Origin of the sequence: Malonomonas rubra DSM 5091 (assembly GCF_900142125.1) — a bacterium.
In the GTDB taxonomy this organism is placed as follows: Bacteria; Desulfobacterota; Desulfuromonadia; order Desulfuromonadales; family Geopsychrobacteraceae; genus Malonomonas; species Malonomonas rubra.
The window spans coordinates 57,834-74,406 of the sequence record NZ_FQZT01000013.1 but is presented as its reverse complement, the minus strand read 5'-3'; the positions used below and the strand labels follow the sequence as shown (position 1 = coordinate 74,406).

At 52.1% G+C, this 16,573-nt stretch carries 12 protein-coding genes and 1 tRNA gene; 12 read left to right on the top strand and 1 reads right to left on the bottom strand.

Features of this window, described 5'->3' with window-relative positions; translation table 11 throughout:
* The coding region (locus BUB13_RS14855) for a transposase (RefSeq protein ID WP_208610183.1) at positions 1-231 on the bottom strand (231 nt) is incomplete at its 3' end.
* A gap of 89 nt (positions 232-320) precedes the next feature.
* On the opposite strand from BUB13_RS14855, the gene BUB13_RS14850 reads away from it, so the two are divergent.
* The 12 genes from BUB13_RS14850 to BUB13_RS14795 all read left to right on the top strand — a co-directional run bounded on the left by BUB13_RS14850 (position 321) and on the right by BUB13_RS14795 (position 16,573).
* Positions 321-653, top strand: coding sequence for a hypothetical protein (locus BUB13_RS14850; RefSeq protein ID WP_072909553.1), 333 nt, complete (start codon positions 321-323; stop codon positions 651-653).
* Between the two features lie 88 nt (positions 654-741).
* A complete protein-coding gene (gene aroB / locus BUB13_RS14845) occupies positions 742-1,824 on the top strand; it encodes a 3-dehydroquinate synthase (protein ID WP_072909552.1) in 1,083 nt (360 codons plus the stop codon).
* A 10-nt stretch (positions 1,825-1,834) separates the two neighbouring features.
* Positions 1,835-2,788, top strand: coding sequence for a tetratricopeptide repeat protein (locus BUB13_RS14840; protein ID WP_072909551.1), 954 nt, complete (start codon positions 1,835-1,837; stop codon positions 2,786-2,788).
* Positions 2,781-3,140, top strand: a complete 360-nt coding sequence (locus BUB13_RS14835; RefSeq protein WP_072909550.1) for a roadblock/LC7 domain-containing protein — start codon at positions 2,781-2,783, stop codon at positions 3,138-3,140. The genes BUB13_RS14840 and BUB13_RS14835 overlap by 8 nt, the downstream gene beginning before the upstream one ends.
* 3 nt (positions 3,141-3,143) lie before the next feature.
* Positions 3,144-3,581 carry a type II 3-dehydroquinate dehydratase gene (gene aroQ, locus BUB13_RS14830; RefSeq protein ID WP_072909549.1) on the top strand — a complete coding sequence of 146 codons (438 nt, stop codon included), beginning with the start codon at positions 3,144-3,146 and terminating at the stop codon, positions 3,579-3,581.
* A complete protein-coding gene (locus BUB13_RS14825; RefSeq protein ID WP_072909548.1) occupies positions 3,581-4,663 on the top strand; it encodes an aminopeptidase P family protein in 1,083 nt (360 codons plus the stop codon). The genes aroQ and BUB13_RS14825 overlap by 1 nt, the downstream gene beginning before the upstream one ends.
* Before the next feature lie 78 nt (positions 4,664-4,741).
* Positions 4,742-5,215 carry an acetyl-CoA carboxylase biotin carboxyl carrier protein gene (gene accB / locus BUB13_RS14820; RefSeq protein ID WP_072909547.1) on the top strand — a complete coding sequence of 158 codons (474 nt, stop codon included), beginning with the start codon at positions 4,742-4,744 and terminating at the stop codon, positions 5,213-5,215.
* Between the two features lie 59 nt (positions 5,216-5,274).
* Entirely contained in the window at positions 5,275-6,612 is a 1,338-nt protein-coding gene (gene accC, locus BUB13_RS14815) for an acetyl-CoA carboxylase biotin carboxylase subunit (RefSeq protein WP_072909546.1), read from the top strand.
* Positions 6,613-6,689: 77 nt separating this feature from the next.
* The gene (locus BUB13_RS14810; protein WP_161947660.1) at positions 6,690-7,529 is read left to right on the top strand and encodes a menaquinone biosynthetic enzyme MqnA/MqnD family protein; all 840 of its coding nucleotides are present in this window, start codon (positions 6,690-6,692) and stop codon (positions 7,527-7,529) included.
* Positions 7,530-7,618: 89 nt separating this feature from the next.
* Positions 7,619-7,706, top strand: a tRNA-Leu gene (locus BUB13_RS14805).
* A gap of 222 nt (positions 7,707-7,928) precedes the next feature.
* Positions 7,929-9,497, top strand: coding sequence for a PfaD family polyunsaturated fatty acid/polyketide biosynthesis protein (locus tag BUB13_RS14800; RefSeq protein WP_279625992.1), 1,569 nt, complete (start codon positions 7,929-7,931; stop codon positions 9,495-9,497).
* Positions 9,494-16,573 carry a type I polyketide synthase gene (locus tag BUB13_RS14795; protein ID WP_072909545.1) on the top strand — a complete coding sequence of 2,360 codons (7,080 nt, stop codon included), beginning with the start codon at positions 9,494-9,496 and terminating at the stop codon, positions 16,571-16,573. The genes BUB13_RS14800 and BUB13_RS14795 overlap by 4 nt, the downstream gene beginning before the upstream one ends.

Genomic DNA, 16,573 nt, shown 5'->3' with positions numbered 1-16,573 from the left:
CTCACTGCGGATGGAGTAGAGGATTTGCAGTAGCAGTGCTCGCAGAAGCTGCTCCGGCGGAATCGAAGGCCTGCCGGTATGTGAGTACATCTCCTTGAATAAAGGAGCCAGATTGACCAGCGCGTTATCAACCATGATCCGAACCGGACGCAAGGGGTGATCCTTGGGAACCCGTTGTTCCGGTGAGACATAACTGAACATGGCCTGTTGGTTCTGGTCATCACCGCGCATAACGTTTCTCCTGAAATATCGGATGGTTATGCGCGTAATTATAACAAATTCGTGTAGCCGTCCCTAGTGAAATCAAGGGGTTGAGCTAATTGTTTTTCAACAACCTGCTTGAGTTGAACGTAACACCTGTTATTAATCCTGATGGCAGTATCATCCTAGAGATTGCCGCGAAAAATGATTCACAGATTGAAGGTGGAAATGGCGCCCTGACGAAAAAAGAAGCCCAAACGAAAGTCCTTGTTCAGGATGGAGAAACCACAGTTTTGGGTGGGATCTATGTCGAGCGTGAAGGTGAGAGTGATGAAGGTGTGCCAATCATAAAGGATGTTCCGATACTCGGTCATTTGTTTAAGGCGACTTCTCAGAGCAACTCAAAAGATGAACTTCTGATTTTTATTACCCCACGTATTTTGCAGAACTAAACATGTTGAATTTCTCAAAAAGGGCAGGGTGACCTGCCCTTTTTTTTTAAATAGAATTAGGCTTTGTGAGCTGTGATTGAGGAACGATATGGTTGAAAAGATAACAGTACCGCTTGGAAGTCGAAGCTATCCAATTATCATCGGAGCGGATGTTTTGCCTTCAATCGGTGAGCGCTTACTTGAGATAGAGTTCCCCCGTAGAGTTGCCGTTGTATCAACTGCTGTTGTTGCGAAACTGTATGGCGGAATCATAGGTAAATCACTTCAGCGGGCGGGTTTTGAGTTTATCGAGATTAACTTGCCGGACGGAGAAGAGCATAAAAACCTCCAAACGCTCGAATCTATTTATGACGAGTTGATTAAAAACAATTTCGATCGCGGAACGGGATTGATAGCGTTGGGTGGTGGGGTTATCGGCGATATGGTCGGTTTTGCTGCCGCTACGTTCTTGCGTGGTATCCCTTTTGCTCAGGTACCAACGACGCTATTGGCTCAGGTTGACAGTTCCGTTGGTGGGAAAACGGCAGTCAATCACCCTTTAGGAAAGAATCTCATTGGTGCGTTTTATCAGCCTGAAATTGTTTTGATTGATGTCGCCACTCTCTCCTCACTCGAACCCCGTGAAGTATCTGCCGGGATGGCGGAAGTTGTCAAATACGGAGTGATTAAAGACAAGACTTTCTTTAGTTGGCTGGAAAAAGAATATAAGGCTCTACAAAATCGAGATACTTTGGCATTAATAGAAGTGGTAAAGAAATCTTGTCAAATAAAAGCGGATATTGTAGAAGTTGACGAAAAAGAAGGTTCCATTAGAGCTTTCTTGAACTATGGACATACTTTCGGCCATGCAGTAGAAGCTTTGTCTGGCTATGGGCAGTGGAAACATGGAGAAGCTGTTTCTGTTGGGATGGTCGTTGCTGCGAAAATAGCTGCAGAGAGAGGCCTGTGCTCAGTAGAGGATGTCCAGCGTATTATTGATCTATTGCTCAAACTTGATCTGCCTGTTGAGCCCCCTAAGCATTCACTTCAGGATTATGTCACTGCTATGCAGCGCGATAAAAAGGTGAAACAAGGGACTTTGACGATGGTGCTCAATGAAGGAATTGGCAAGGTTCAATTGACTAAAATCCCTGATATTGAATCAGTTTTCTCGACAATTTTAACCCCGTGAGAGGAGTAATATGACTGAAAAGAATCAGCAAAATTCACTTCTGGGGAAAATCGCAGCTTATACGGAAATTCTTGCTAAGGACCCCGGTTCTACGATTTTTGTTTCGCTAAGTGAAGCCTACCGCAAAATGGGGATGCTGAACGACGCGCGTCAGGTTGTCGAGAAAGGTTTGGAGACTCATCCTGACTTTAGCCCTGCTCATATTGTTTATGCACGAATTCTTTGTCAGCAAGGTGAATATGATGCCTCTTCTGCCGCCTTTCAGCAGGCCTTGACCTATGATTCTGAAAACTTGGCGGCTCTTGTTGGTTTCGCTCGTCTTCATATTCTGTTAGGGGAAGAAGTACATGCAAAATCTCTTTTGTTACAGGCGCGCGAACTAAGCCCCGCTGATCCTGTTATCAATAAATTGCTCCTTTCCCTTCCAGATGTTGAATCAGAGCCAGAGCCAGTTGCAGAGATAGAAGATGAATCTGCAGTTGAAGAGCAGATAGATCAACCTGCTGACCAGGCAGAGGTAGAAGCAGAGCCTGAAACGCTTGAAGAGGTTTTGGACGAGGAGGAATCCGCAGTTCCCCCACTAGCCTCGTCGACCCTTGCTGATCTTTATTTGAAGCAGGGATTAACGGATCAGGCTCTCGATATGTATCGGCAGCTGTCGGCTGACAATCCAGATAATCTTGAGTATCGCCGGAAGATTCGTGATATCGAGGGTGAACCTGACGAAGTTTCTTTTGTTGCGCCAGACGTTCCAGAGATTCAGCCCGAGACAGAATCAAATGAGCCAGTCGATGTTGAGGGTGATCGAGAGGTTGAGGCAGATGTCACTTTGGCCGATCCTGTTGATATTGAGGGTGGAATTTCATCCTCTGAACCAAGCTTAGCCAAAGCGTCCGATGACAAAGTCCTCGAGACACTTAACAGGTGGCTCGATAGCATAAAGAAAAGGAGAGAGGATGTTTAAAGGAATCCTGGAAAATATAGTTACCTCCTGTGCTGGCGGAGTTGGGGCCGTTTTGATGGGTTATGACGGTATTGCCATTGATCAATATGTTGTCGAAGATGCAACGCTCGATCTTAACCTTGTTGCAATTGAGTACTCAAATGTTACCAAGGAAATAAAAAAGGCCGCTGAGGTGCTCGAAACAGGAGCGTTGCAGGAGGTTGCCATTAAGACAGAGCAGTACTATGTTGTGCTGCATGCGCTGACTGATGAATATTTCGTTGCTCTGACGATTGAGCGTAATGGGAATTACGGTCAAGGACGTTATCTTTTGATGCGTGATGCAGAAAGTCTGCGTGAGGCTTTGGTTTAGATAATGAAGCTTCTTCTCCTCAACGGGCCTAATCTGAATCTCCTTGGCACCCGCGAACCCGATATCTATGGCAGAGAAACGCTTGATGATATCATTCAGGCAGTCGTGAATCAGTTTTCTGATCACTGTGTCATCGAGCATTTCCAGTCGAATTCGGAAGGGGCGCTGGTTGATCGTATTCATCAGGCCAAACTTGATGGGTGTGCTGGCATCGTTATTAATCCTGCTGCATATACTCACACCAGTGTCGCTTTGCGTGATGCTATTTCGAGTGTAGACCTGCCGACGGTTGAAGTGCATCTCTCTAATATTCATTCTCGCGAAGAGTTTCGTCAGCATTCCTTTATTGCACCTGTTGCCGTCGGCCAGATCTCTGGATTTGGCTCTTTGGGCTATGGCTTGGCCGTTCAGGCGCTGCTCAATCATTTGCAGAGGGCTTGATGCAATATGCTGCGCGTAGAAAAAAAGTAACAGAGCTGCTGATCGAGCAGAAACTTGATGCACTGCTTCTGTTCGGTTTGCCGATGATCCGTTACTTTTGCGGTTTTACGGGGACCGACGGTGTTTTGCTGCTTTCCCAAAATCAATCTACTTTTCTAACTGACTCCCGTTACCAGACCCAATCCGCTCAAGAAGTCACAGCTGAAAAAAAAATCTGTTATTCGAATAAACTTAAACACATCGTCGAAGAGATTAGGGCTCAGGGTTATCAGCGCGTCGGTTTTGATTCAGCCAGCTTGACGGTCGCTGTTTTTGACGAGATAAAACTGATTTCAGGTGATACTATCGAATGGTTCCCCTTGGGAGAGCCATTACGAACTATTCGGTCAAGCAAAGATTCTGATGAACTTGTCCCGTTGAAACAGGCTGCGCAACTTAATCAAAAAGCTTTTGAGCAGGTTTTGCCGTCAATCAAGCCAGGGGTAAGCGAGCGGACTATCGCGTTAGAATTGGAATGTGCGCTTAAAAAGCTGGGTGGTGAATGCAACGCTTTTGACTTTATTGTCGCATCAGGTGCTCGTGGAGCACTCCCTCATGGTGTTGCCAGTGATAAGCTACTGCAGGCCGGAGAATTGGTTACTATCGATTTTGGAACCCGGGTTGATGGTTATCACTCAGATGAAACAGTTACCTTAGCTATTGGGCCTGTTGACGGAAAACTTCGACAAATTTTTGATATCGTGTTAAAAGCTCATGATTTGGCTCTTGCTGCTGTACAGCCGGGGATTGAATTGCGTGATCTGGATGCTGTCGCACGGGATTATATCCGCAAACAAGGCTATGGCGATTATTTCGGCCACGGTCTCGGCCATGGTGTTGGCCTTGAGATCCACGAATATCCGGCCTTGTCGCCACGAGCCGATGCACAAGCTGTCGAAGGTATGGTTGTCACGATAGAACCTGGGATTTACATTCCCGAACTCGGCGGCGTCAGAATTGAAGATACCGTTGTTGTCACCGCGGATGGTTATGAGGCGTTGACCAGTATCCCGAAAGAGTTTTACCAGATCGATGTGCCATAGTGAAAAGCTTAAAAACCATTGGTACCAACAGGCTGCCATTGGCAGCCAATTTTTTTGAAGCACTCTCAGGAGGAAAAAATGGAAATCAAAGACTTGAAAAGTCTGATCAAGATGGTGACAGAAACCGATATCACCGAATTCAAAATGGAAAACAAAGAAGAAAAAATCCTGATCAAACGGGGCCAGGAAAAGGAAATTATCCAAGTTGCAGCTCCGGTTGCTGCGGCACCGGCTGCTGTTGCAGCCCCAGTGTCTGCTGCTCCCGCACCGGCAGCTCCCGCCGCAGCTGCACCGGCACCGGTAGATGACAAGTACGATGCCATTCCTTCGCCGATTGTCGGAACCTTTTACCGCAAGCCGTCCCCGGACGCAGCAGCTTTCTGTGAAGTGGGTGATATCGTCGAGGCTGGTCAAGTTCTCTGCCTGGTTGAAGCGATGAAACTGTTTAACGAGATCGAGGCGGAATTCAAGTGTAAGATCGTCGAGATCGTCAAGGACGATGCGGCACCGGTTGAGTACGGTGAAACGCTCTTCCGCGTCGAGCGGCTCTAACATGCGTTTGTGTCGATTAAAACCATAACCGTTTAACGGTTTGCCATGGAGTCTAGACGATGTTTCATAAAATTCTGATTGCCAATCGTGGGGAGATCGCCCTGCGGATTATCCGAGCCTGTAAAGAGCTGGATATCAAAACCGTGGCGATCCACTCCGATGTCGACAGCGAAGCGCTGCATGTCAGCCTTGCTGACGAAAGTATCTGTATCGGTCCGGCGGCCAGCGCCGACAGTTATCTGAACATGAAGGCGATTATCAGCGCCGCCCAGGTTGCTGATGTCGATGCGATTCACCCCGGCTACGGCTTCCTCTCCGAGAACGCCGAATTTGCTGAAATCTGCGAACAATGCGGAATTACCTTTATCGGCCCGACGGCTGACAACATGCGCCGCATGGGTGATAAGATCTCTGCGCGTCAGACCGTCACCGATGCTGGTGTGCCGATTCTTCCCGGTACCAACGAAAGCATAGAGACGACCGAAGAAGCTCAGCGGATTGCCGAAGAAATCGGCTACCCGGTCATCATCAAGGCATCTGCCGGTGGTGGCGGTCGCGGGATGAAGATTGTGCATTCGCCCGCTTCTTTGGCCAACGCGCTGGCGACAGCTCGTACTGAAGCACAAGCCGGTTTCGGCAAAGCGGACGTTTACATTGAGAAATTCTGTGAGAATCCGCGTCACGTTGAAATCCAGATTCTCGGCGACAAGCACGGCAACGTCATCCACCTTGGAGAGCGTGATTGCTCAATCCAGCGGCGCCACCAGAAGTTGATCGAAGAAGCTCCTTGCCCGGTTCTGAGCCCGGAACTGCGTGAGAAGATGGGCTCCTCTGCGGTTGCTGCGGCTAAAGCCGTCGGTTATTCCAGTGCCGGTACTGTCGAGTATCTGCTCGATAAAGATGGTAGTTTCTATTTCATGGAGATGAACACCCGCGTTCAGGTCGAGCACCCGGTCACAGAGATGGTAACTGGCGTCGATATCATCAAGGAGCAGATCCGTTCCGCTGCCGGTCAGCCTTTGCGCTACCAGCAGTCCGATATCAAGATTAATGGCCACGCCATCGAGGTGCGTATCAACGCCGAAGATCCGGAAAAGTTTACCCCTTTCCCGGGCAAGATCACCGGTTACCACACTCCAGGTGGAATGGGTGTTCGGGTCGAAAGCGCCATGTACGATCAGTACACTGTGCTGCCGAACTATGATTCGATGATCGGTAAATTGATTGTTCATGCGGAAACGCGTGAGGAAGCGATCAAGCGGATGTCCTGTGCGCTCGATGAGTACATCATCGAAGGGATCAAGACCACAATTCCGTTCCATCAGAAAATGATGCACAACAAGGAGTTTATCGATGGTGATTTCGATACCAACTTCCTTGAGCGGAATAAAATTTAATTTTTGCTGAAATATTGAATTGATGTGCGCCAGGCTTTCTCGAGTCTGGCGCCTTTTATTGGAAAATGGAGAGAAGCATGTCTCCGACCGAAGTTATGACGCTTGGGGTCATTCATTACCTGAACTGTGTTCCTTTTTTTCATTTCCTGCGGGAAAACGGCTTCAAGGGTGAATTGGTCCCCGGTGTTCCCTCTGCCCTGAACACGCTGCTGCAACAGGGGAAGCTGGATGCAAGTCCATCCTCCTCCTTCGAGTACGCCCTGCATTGGCGGGATTACCTGCTTTTGCCTGACCACTCAATCTCTTCTGCTGGCAAGATATTGAGTGTCCTGCTGTTTTCTCCTGTCGATCCTTCCGAGTTGACGGAAACAGAAATCGCCATTACCGGTGAGTCGGCGACATCGATCAACCTGCTCAGGGTTATTCTGCGTGAATTTTACCAGCTCGAATCGGTTTGCGATGCGGTTCCGGATGTTCCGGTCGAGGAGTTGATCGCACAGCAGCGACCAGCGTTGCTGATCGGAGATCGCGCCCTGAAGATGGCGGCAAACTGTCCCGCCGGTATGCAGGTGTATGACCTCGGCGAACTTTGGCATCAACATACCGGTTTGCCCTTTGTTTTTGCTCTCTGGATGATTCGGCGCGATTCGCTGAAAGGGCACGCTGCAGAGATCGAAGCGCTCTCCGGGCAACTGCACAATTCTTGTCGTCAGCTGATGGCCGCTCCTGATGCTGTTGCTGAAAAATATACCGAGGCTTGTGGCCTGCAGAAACAGCAGATTGTCGATTACTGGCACTGTATCGATTATCGCTTGAGTGAGCAGTACCGGGCCGGGTTGCTCTTGTTTTTCAAGCTCTGTGTTAAATATCAACTGCTACCAGAAATGCCAGAACTTGAATTTATTGAAGCTCGATAAGTGCTGCGAGGATTAGCGGTTGACAGCTAACAAAGATTCACTAAGATAAGGGCCACTCGCCGAAGCTACCGGCGATGTACTGAAATTGTGCGAGAGTGGTGGAACTGGTAGACACACAGGACTTAAAATCCTGCGGCCATTGCGGCTGTGCGGGTTCGATTCCCGCCTCTCGTACCATTATCTGCTAACATGAAAGTCGATTCCTGACCGGGATCGGCTTTTTTGTTTTTGGACTAATGTTCACTGCTTTGCACTCTTGCCGTTTGAGCTGATTTGCCTGTTCTTTTGTCAACGCAAAAGGGTGAAAAGCTCTTGCTTTACAGGACTTCTTAGTGCGAAAATGCTGAGTTTGTGACATTCATTTAAGCTGGCATTTTGCGCCGGGTTGAGGAGACTTTTTTGAGCCTTTTGAATCTGAACTTTCACCCTGAGCAATTAAAACAGGTCGAGCAAACTTTTTACGTTGTAATCAACGCCGAAAGTCTCAAGCTTTTGCGGGTTGAGCAATTAACTTCGGCTGATTCTGCTGCTTCCATTAAAGGGATCATTCCCGCTATTGCGTTAAATTCCCTTGGCGATCAATCATTCTGCCGTGATCACGCCATTCGTTATGCCTACGTTGGTGGCTCAATGGCCAAAGGGATCAGTTCGGTGGCGATGGTTAAAGCGTTAGGCCATGCCGGGATGCTTGGTTTTTTTGGTGCTGCCGGTCTGTCGCTGGAGCAAGTCGAGTCTGCTATCGATGAACTTCAGTCCGAAGGCAAAGATTTTCCCTTTGGTGTCAATTTAATTCACAGTCCGAATGAACCGGAACTTGAAAAAGCGCTGATTGACCTTTATCTCCGCAAACAGGTCCGTTTAGTTGAGGCTTCCGCCTTTATGGCTCTGAGCCTGCCGATCGTCAGATACCGTACGGCGGGTCTTTATCGTGATTCATCAGGGCGGGTCGTTGCGCCGAATCGGGTCATCGCCAAAGTCTCCCGTGAAGAGGTTGCTGCACGGTTTATGTCTCCTCCACCGGAGAAGATGCTCAAGCAATTGGTCGCTTCCGGTGATTTGACTGTCGAGCAGGCGGAGTTGGCCAAAGAAATTTCCATGGCACAGGATATCACCGTGGAAGCCGATTCCGGCGGCCATACTGACAACCGCCCGGCGCTTGCGTTGTTCCCGACGATCAAGGCGCAAGCCAACGCTATCCAGGGGCAGTTCAATTACCCCCAACCGTTGCGGGTCGGCTTGGGTGGGGGGATTGCCACCCCGGCTTCGGCTGTTGCCGCACTGTCGATGGGCGCTGCTTACCTGGTTACCGGAACTGTCAATCAGGCCTGTGTTGAATCGGGCACCTGCGATGCTGTTCGACAGATGCTGGCGGAAACCCGGCAGGCTGACATTACCATGGCACCGTCGGGTGACATGTTCGAACTGGGCGTCAAGGTTCAGGTGGTCAAGCGTGGCACCATGTTTTCGATTCGTGCGCACAAACTTTATGACCTTTACAAGGCCTATAACAGTATGGACGCGTTGCCGGTTGATGAGCGGGAGAAACTGGAAAAAACATTTTTCCACGCCCCGCTCAATACAATCTGGGAGCAGACCCGCAACTATTTTGCCGTACGTGATCCGCGTCAGGTTGAAAAGGCGGAAGCCGATCCGAAATACAAGATGGCTCTGGTGTTCCGCTGGTATCTCGGTCAATCGCCGGTTTGGGCCAACCAGGGAGAACCAAGCCGGAAAATCGATTATCAGATCTGGTGCGGCCCGGCGATGGGTGCTTTCAACGAATGGGTCAAAGGCTCCTTTATGGAAGCGCCGGAAGCACGTAAAGTCGTTGATGTCGCTTACAATATTCTTTTTGGTGCGGCCGTTATGATGCGTATCAACCTTTTGAAACAACAGGGTGTTGCTATCGATGATGCAAACCTTGTTGCCCCCTTGCAAGTCGAAAAAATCAAGGAGTTCCTCAGTTGAAGAACAACAGCGGAGAAAAAGTAGAAAAGCCTGCAACCGCAACCCCTTTGGCGATTGTCGGAATCGGCAGCCTGTTTCCCCAGGCTGGTGACACCGGCGTCTTCTGGTCGAACATAAAAGCAGGTGTCGATGCCATCACCGAGGTCCCGGAGAGTCACTGGCGTTCTGATGACTATTTCGATAGCGACCCGAAAACTGCAGATCACGTCTATGCAAAATGCGGTGGATTTTTGTCTCCGGTCGATTTCAACCCGATGGAATACAACATTCTGCCGAATGCGCTTGAAGCGATCGATACTTCACAGCTGCTCGGCCTGGTTGCTGTCGAGCAGGCGTTGCGTGATGCCGGCTACTCGGCTGAAAAGGAATTCGACAAGGACAAGGTCAGTGTCATCCTTGGTGTTACCGGTACTTTGGAGCTGGTTCTTCCCCTTGGTGCCCGACTCGGTTTCCCACGCTGGCGCGAAGCGCTGCAAGATGCAGGAATCGCCGACAACATTGCTGAAGACGTTATGCAGCGGATTTCTGATTCTTACGTCCCCTGGCAAGAGAACTCCTTCCCAGGTCTGCTGGGCAACGTCGTGGCCGGTCGAATCAGTAAACATTTCGATTTCGGCGGCACCAACTGTGTTGTCGATGCTGCCTGCGGCAGTTCCCTCAGTGCCATCAATCTGGCTGCGTTGGAGCTGGAATCGGGTAAGGCTGATATGGTCGTCACCGGCGGGATCGACACATTCAACGACATCTTCATGTACACCTGCTTCAGTAAAACCCCGGCACTGTCCCCTTCCGGACACGCGCGGCCCTTCGATGCCGAGTCTGACGGCACCACCCTCGGTGAAGGTCTGGGGATTACCGTTCTCAAGCGTCTGGAGGATGCAGAGCGTGACGGCGACAAGATTTACGCCGTCATCAAAGGTGTCGGTTCTTCAAGTGACGGGCGCGGGGCAGCGATTTATGAGCCGAGCGCGACCGGTCAGACCAAGGCGCTGCGGCGTGCCTATCAACAGGCAGGGATTACTCCCGACACCATCGAGCTGATCGAAGCTCACGGCACCGGTACCAGGGTCGGTGACGCGATCGAGGTTTCGGCACTGAAAGAGGTGTATGGTAGTGCTGACTCTCCTTATTGCGCTATCGGTTCGATCAAATCGCAGATCGGTCATACCAAGGCGGCCGCTGGCTCTGCAGGAATTATCAAAGCCGCGTTGGCGTTGCACCACAAAGTTTTGCCACCGTCCATCAAGGTCAAAAAGCCGCAGGATGTTTTGCTGGCGGCAGACAGCCCGTTCTATGTCAACACCGAACTGCGACCTTGGGTCCCGCGTGCTGGCCACCCACGTCGTGCCGCTGTCAGCGCCCTCGGTTTCGGCGGCAGCAACTTCCACTGCGTGCTGGAGGAATACCCGTCAGGAATACCCGTCGTGGATTGGAATGGAGATGTGCAGATCGTCGCTTTCAGCGCTGCGGATCGCAGCGGTCTTGCGGCTGCTCTGCGTGATTTTCCGGTCGACAGTGATTGGGCCCAGTTGCGTCTTACTGCAGCTGAAAGTCGTGAAAAGTTCGATGCAAATCAACCGATGCGTCTGGCACTGGTGATCGAAAAAGACAAAACCAATCGCGCTGCCCAGCAAAAGACCGCGTTGACCATGCTAGAAACGAAATCTGATCAGGACAGCTGGAGCACCCCGGATGGCAGCTACTTCTCCGCGGTTGATGCCTCCGGTAACCTGGCGATGTTGTTTCCGGGACAGGGAGCACAGTATACCGGCATGCTCAAAGACCTGGCGCTGCAGTTCCCTTCAGCTTTGGCTGAACTGGAAGTTGCAGATCACAGCTACCTTGAGGCAACTGACCATAAAGCTGGACGGCTGATCGATAAAATCTACCCGTTGCCGACTTATGACGATGAGGCTGCGCTGCAGACGGAAATCGATCTGCGCGCAACCGAGAATGCGCAACCGGCGCTGGGGGCCGTAAGCCTGGCGACCCGGGCGGTACTGGCTGAGTTCGGCGTGACGGCTGTCGCTTATGCGGGGCACAGCTACGGCGAATTGACAGCTCTCTGCGCCGCTGGGGTGCTGTCTCAGCAAGACCTGCACCGGCTCTCTCGCCTGCGTGGAGAATTGATGGCTGCCGGAGAAGGGGATCGTGGCTCGATGCTGGCGGTCTCTGCCCCGCTTGCCGATGTTGAAAAATTTCTCGCTGAGCAGAAACTGGACCTGGTGCTGGCCAACCGCAACACTCCGGAGCAGGCCGTCCTCTCCGGCACGACCGCTGAAATCGAAAAAGCTGCCGCGCTGTTGGAGCAAAAAGGGATGCGCGGCAAGCAACTGGCTGTCTCAGCTGCTTTTCACAGCGAGCTGGTGGCTGCTGCTGCTGTGCCGTTCGGCGAGCAGATGGAGGATGTCAAATTCGGCAAGGCGATGGGAAATGTCTATGCCAACACCAGCGGGAAAATTTATCCGGCCGACACGGCAAAAGCCAAAAAGTTGCTGGCCGAGCAACTGGCCAAGCCGGTAGACTTCGTTAACGAGATCGAAAACATCTACAAAGCCGGCATTCGCACCTTTGTCGAGGTCGGCCCGGGTGCACGTCTGACCGGTATGGTTAAAGCGATTCTCGGGGAACGTGATTATCATGCGCTGGCGGTTGATTCATCCAACGGCAAGCGCTCCGGTATCGCCGACCTGGCCCGAGTGTTGGCACAACTGAGCAGCCTCGGCTGCAATATCGACCTCAATCTTTGGGATGCGGGCTATCTTGCGGCACAACGTAACCTGCCGCCGAAAAAGAAGGGGATGACGGTTCAGCTGCTTGGTATCAATCATTTCAAGAAGCCGGAAAAACGCCCGCCACTACCGCAAGCATCGCAACAGGTTGCAGCCCCGCAACCTGCGGCAGCTCAGCCTGTTGCTTCGACACCGGCAACACAAGCTCAACCAGCTGTGGTTACGACAGATTCTTCATCACTACAGCAGGCATTATTGATGACCCAGCAGAGCATGCAGGCTTTGCAGTCGCTGCAGGAACAAACCTCCCGCTTACATCAGCAGTACCTCCAAGGGCAGGAATCGGCAACTAAGTCGTTCCTCAACCTGGTAGAGCAGCAGCGCAGCCTGATGCAGGGTGTTCCACTGTCGTCTCAGCCGCTTGTCGCGGCTCCGACCGCTGCGGTACCACCACAGCCGCTAGCTCAGCCGCCCGTAGTAGCACCTGTCGTTACTGAACAAGCTCCGGCTCCGCAGCCTGTTCAGCAGGAAACTTTTGCCGTCCCAGCTGTTGATTCCGGCAAGGTTGCCGATGTGCTGCTCAGTGTGATTGCTGAGAAAACCGGCTATCCGCAGGAGATGCTGGAGATGGGGATGAGCCTCGATGCCGACCTCGGTATCGATTCGATCAAACGGGTGGAAATTCTTTCCGCGCTGCAAGAACAGTTGCCGGAAGCTCCAGCGGTCAAGCCGGAGGATCTCGGCATCCTGCAGACTCTGGGGCAGATCGTCGAGCATTTGAATACGGGGATGCCGCAAGCTGCAGCCGTTGTCGCTGCGGCTGCTACCGCAGTCGATGACGGCATGGTGGCTCAGGTACTGTTCGATGTTATCGCGGAAAAGACCGGCTACCCGGTTGAGATGCTGGAAATGGAGATGGCTCTCGACAGCGATCTCGGTATTGATTCGATCAAGCGGGTCGAAATACTTTCCGCCCTGCAGGAAAAACTGCCGGAAGCCCCGGCAGTCAAGCCGGAAGATCTTGGCGTGTTGCAAACATTGGGGCAGATCGTTGAGCACCTGAGTTCAGCGATGCCCGCAGTTGCTGCGGCCCCTGTTGCCGCTGCCGGCATCGCTGCCGATCAGGTCGCCTCTGTGCTGCTCGAAGTGATTGCCGAGAAAACCGGCTATCCGCAGGAGATGCTGGAAATGGGAATGGCCCTTGATACCGATCTAGGTATCGATTCGATTAAACGTGTCGAAATCCTTTCCGCCTTGCAGGAAAAATTGCCGGACGCCCCGGCGGTCAAGCCGGAGGACCTTGGCGTATTGCAGACGCTGGGACAGATCGTTGAGCACCTGAGTTCAGCAATGCCCGCAGTTGCTGCAGCCCCTGTTGCCGCTGCCGGCATCAGTGCCGATCAGGTCGCCTCTGTGCTGCTCGAAGTGATTGCCGAGAAAACCGGCTATCCGCAGGAGATGCTGGAAATGGGAATGGCCCTTGATACCGATCTAGGTATCGATTCGATCAAACGGGTCGAAATCCTTTCCGCCCTGCAGGAAAAACTGCCGGACGCCCCGGCGGTCAAGCCGGAAGATCTCGGCGTGCTGCAGACTCTTGGGCAGATCGTCGAACATCTGGCGGCAGTCGGACAACCGAAAAAAACAACGACTGCACCGGTGGCACCCCAGCTGGGTCAGATCGATCGGGACACGGTGGCGACGACGCTGTTGTCGGTGATTTCTGAGAAGACTGGTTATCCGGTCGAGATGCTGGAGCTTGAGATGGCTCTCGACACTGATCTTGGCATCGACTCGATCAAGCGGGTCGAAATTCTCTCTGCACTGCAAGAGAAATTGCCGGGCGCACCGGCGATTAAGCCGGAACATCTCGGAACCTTGCAGACCGTTGGCCAGATTGTTGATTTTCTTGCCAGCGTAAGCGGAACCGCTGCCGCAAAAACGAATGCTTTAACCGAGGAACCGGGTGCAGCAGCAGGAATAAGCCGTCAAGTGCTTAAAGTCGTTCCTTTACAGATGAAGTCGGATCGCAATCTTCTGCCGATGCCGGTAGCTGGGAAGGTGCTTGTGACAGATGATGGCTCTGAACTGACCGATGCTATCTGTAGTCAATTGTCTGCAAAAAATCTGCAACCGGTGAAAATCAAGCCAGCCGATTGTGATCATTTGGATGTGCCGGATAATTTGGCTGGACTGCTGGTTCTGGCACCGCAAGGCGGAACTGATGACAGCTTCATTCAGACAGCATTTCGTTTGCTGCAGAAAGCCGAAGCGGGGTTGAATGCAACTGCTGAGGAGACGGCAGCTGTCTTTGCCACCATTTCGCGCCTCAACGGCCACTTTGGTTTGCAGCCGGGCGATGAAATTACCGACGTTAATTCAGGTGGTCTGGCCGGATTGAGTAAAACTGCGGGCCACGAATGGCCGAAAGTGTCCTGCAAGGCAATCGATCTGGCGACTGATTTGGAATCGACAGAAAAAGCCGCTGCTGAAATTGTCAATGCACTCCTGACCGATGGTCCGCAAGAAATCGGTCTCTCGGCGCAGGGGCTGCACGGTCTCAAACTGACTGAAACCAGGATTTCCAAAGATGCACTTGAATTGCCGGTTGCCGCCGGAGACCTTGTGGTTGTCAGTGGCGGTGCTCGTGGTGTGACTGCTGAAGTCGCCATCAAGCTGGCGGAAGCGAGCAAGGCAACGCTGCTGCTGCTTGGTCGCAGCCCGCTGCCGGAAGCCGAGCCTGATTGGCTCAGTGGATTGACTGATGAAGCGCAGATCAAAAAAGCGCTGGTTACCAATGCCGTTACTCCGCTGAAACCGCGTGATGTTGCTGAACGCTATCAACAGATCAGCAGCAACCGCGAAGTTGTCAGCACTTTGCAGCGGATAGAGGCGGTCGGCGGCAAAGCGATTTACCGCTCAGTTGATCTGCGCAATGCTGATAGTGTGACGCAGGCAGTCGCCGAAATTCGCAACCAGCACGGCCAGGTCAAGGGGTTGATTCATGGTGCCGGAGTTCTCGCAGACCGTTTGATAAAAGATAAGACAATCGAGCAGTTTGCCAGTGTTTATTCAACTAAAATCGAGGGATTGAACGCACTGCTGGCAGCGGTTGCAGAGGACGCGCTGAAATTTATGGTCATGTTCTCGTCCTCAACTGGTCGTTTCGGTCGGACCGGTCAGATTGATTACGCTGTTGCCAACGAAATCCTGAATAAGGTTGCCCAGCAACAGGCGCTGCAGCGGCCTGATTGCCGCGTACTTTCCCTCAATTGGGGTCCTTGGGATGGAGGCATGGTGACGCCGGCATTGAAGAAAGTGTTCGAGCAGGAAGGAATTGAAGTGATCGACCTGCAAGCCGGTGCAGACTACCTGGTGCAGGAAATTTCAACGCCGCCGGGTGGACCGGTCGAGCTGGTGATTGTGGGTGGTGAAGCGGACGCTGTTGAAGAAGAGGGGCAATCGCATCAGAACATCTATGTTTCCAAGGCCTTCGATCTCGACCTGTCGGTTGAGCAGTACCCGTTTCTTAAATCGCATGTCATCGATGGAAAAGCGGTGCTGCCGATGGCGGTGATCGTTGAGTGGATGGCGCATGGTGCGATTCACAATAATCCAGGCTTGCGTTTCCACGGCTTCAACGATCTGCGCATTCTCAACGGCGTTAAGATTGAAAACGGTGAAAGCCACAATCTTCAAGTCATGACCGGTAAAGCGATCAAGAGTGATGGCATGCATGTGGTCCCGGTCGAGCTGTCTGGTGTGACCGCCAAAGGAACGCAGGTTGTTCACGCCCGGGCGAAGATTGTTCTGGCAGGCAAGTTGCCGGAATCCAAGCCGGCTGAGGCAAAATTGGAATTGGCAGATTATGCACGTTCCATCAGCGAAATCTATCAGCCTGATCGCCTCTTTCACGGCCCGGACTTCCATGGTATCCGAGAAGTGCTCGGCTGCGCGGCGGAAGGGATCAGCACGCTGGTCTCTCCCGCACCACAACCGAACAGTTGGATCAGCCAACCACTGCGCAACAGCTGGCTGGCCGATCCATTGGTGCTCGACAGCAGCTTCCAGATGATGATCCTCTGGAGCTTCGAGCAGTACAAAGCCGGTTCATTGCCGGTCTTCACCGGCCGTTACCGCCAGTACCAGGACAGTTTCCCGACCTCGGGAGCCGAAGTCCGAGTCCGAGTGACAGAGCAGAGCGCCAGCAAGGCGACAGCAGAGGTTGATTTTGTAGATCCGCTGACAGGTGTGCTGATCGCCCGGATTGAAGATTACGAGTGCGTTATCGATGCCTCCCTGAATGAGAGCTTCCAGCGGAATAAGCTGCAGGGAGTCGCCTGA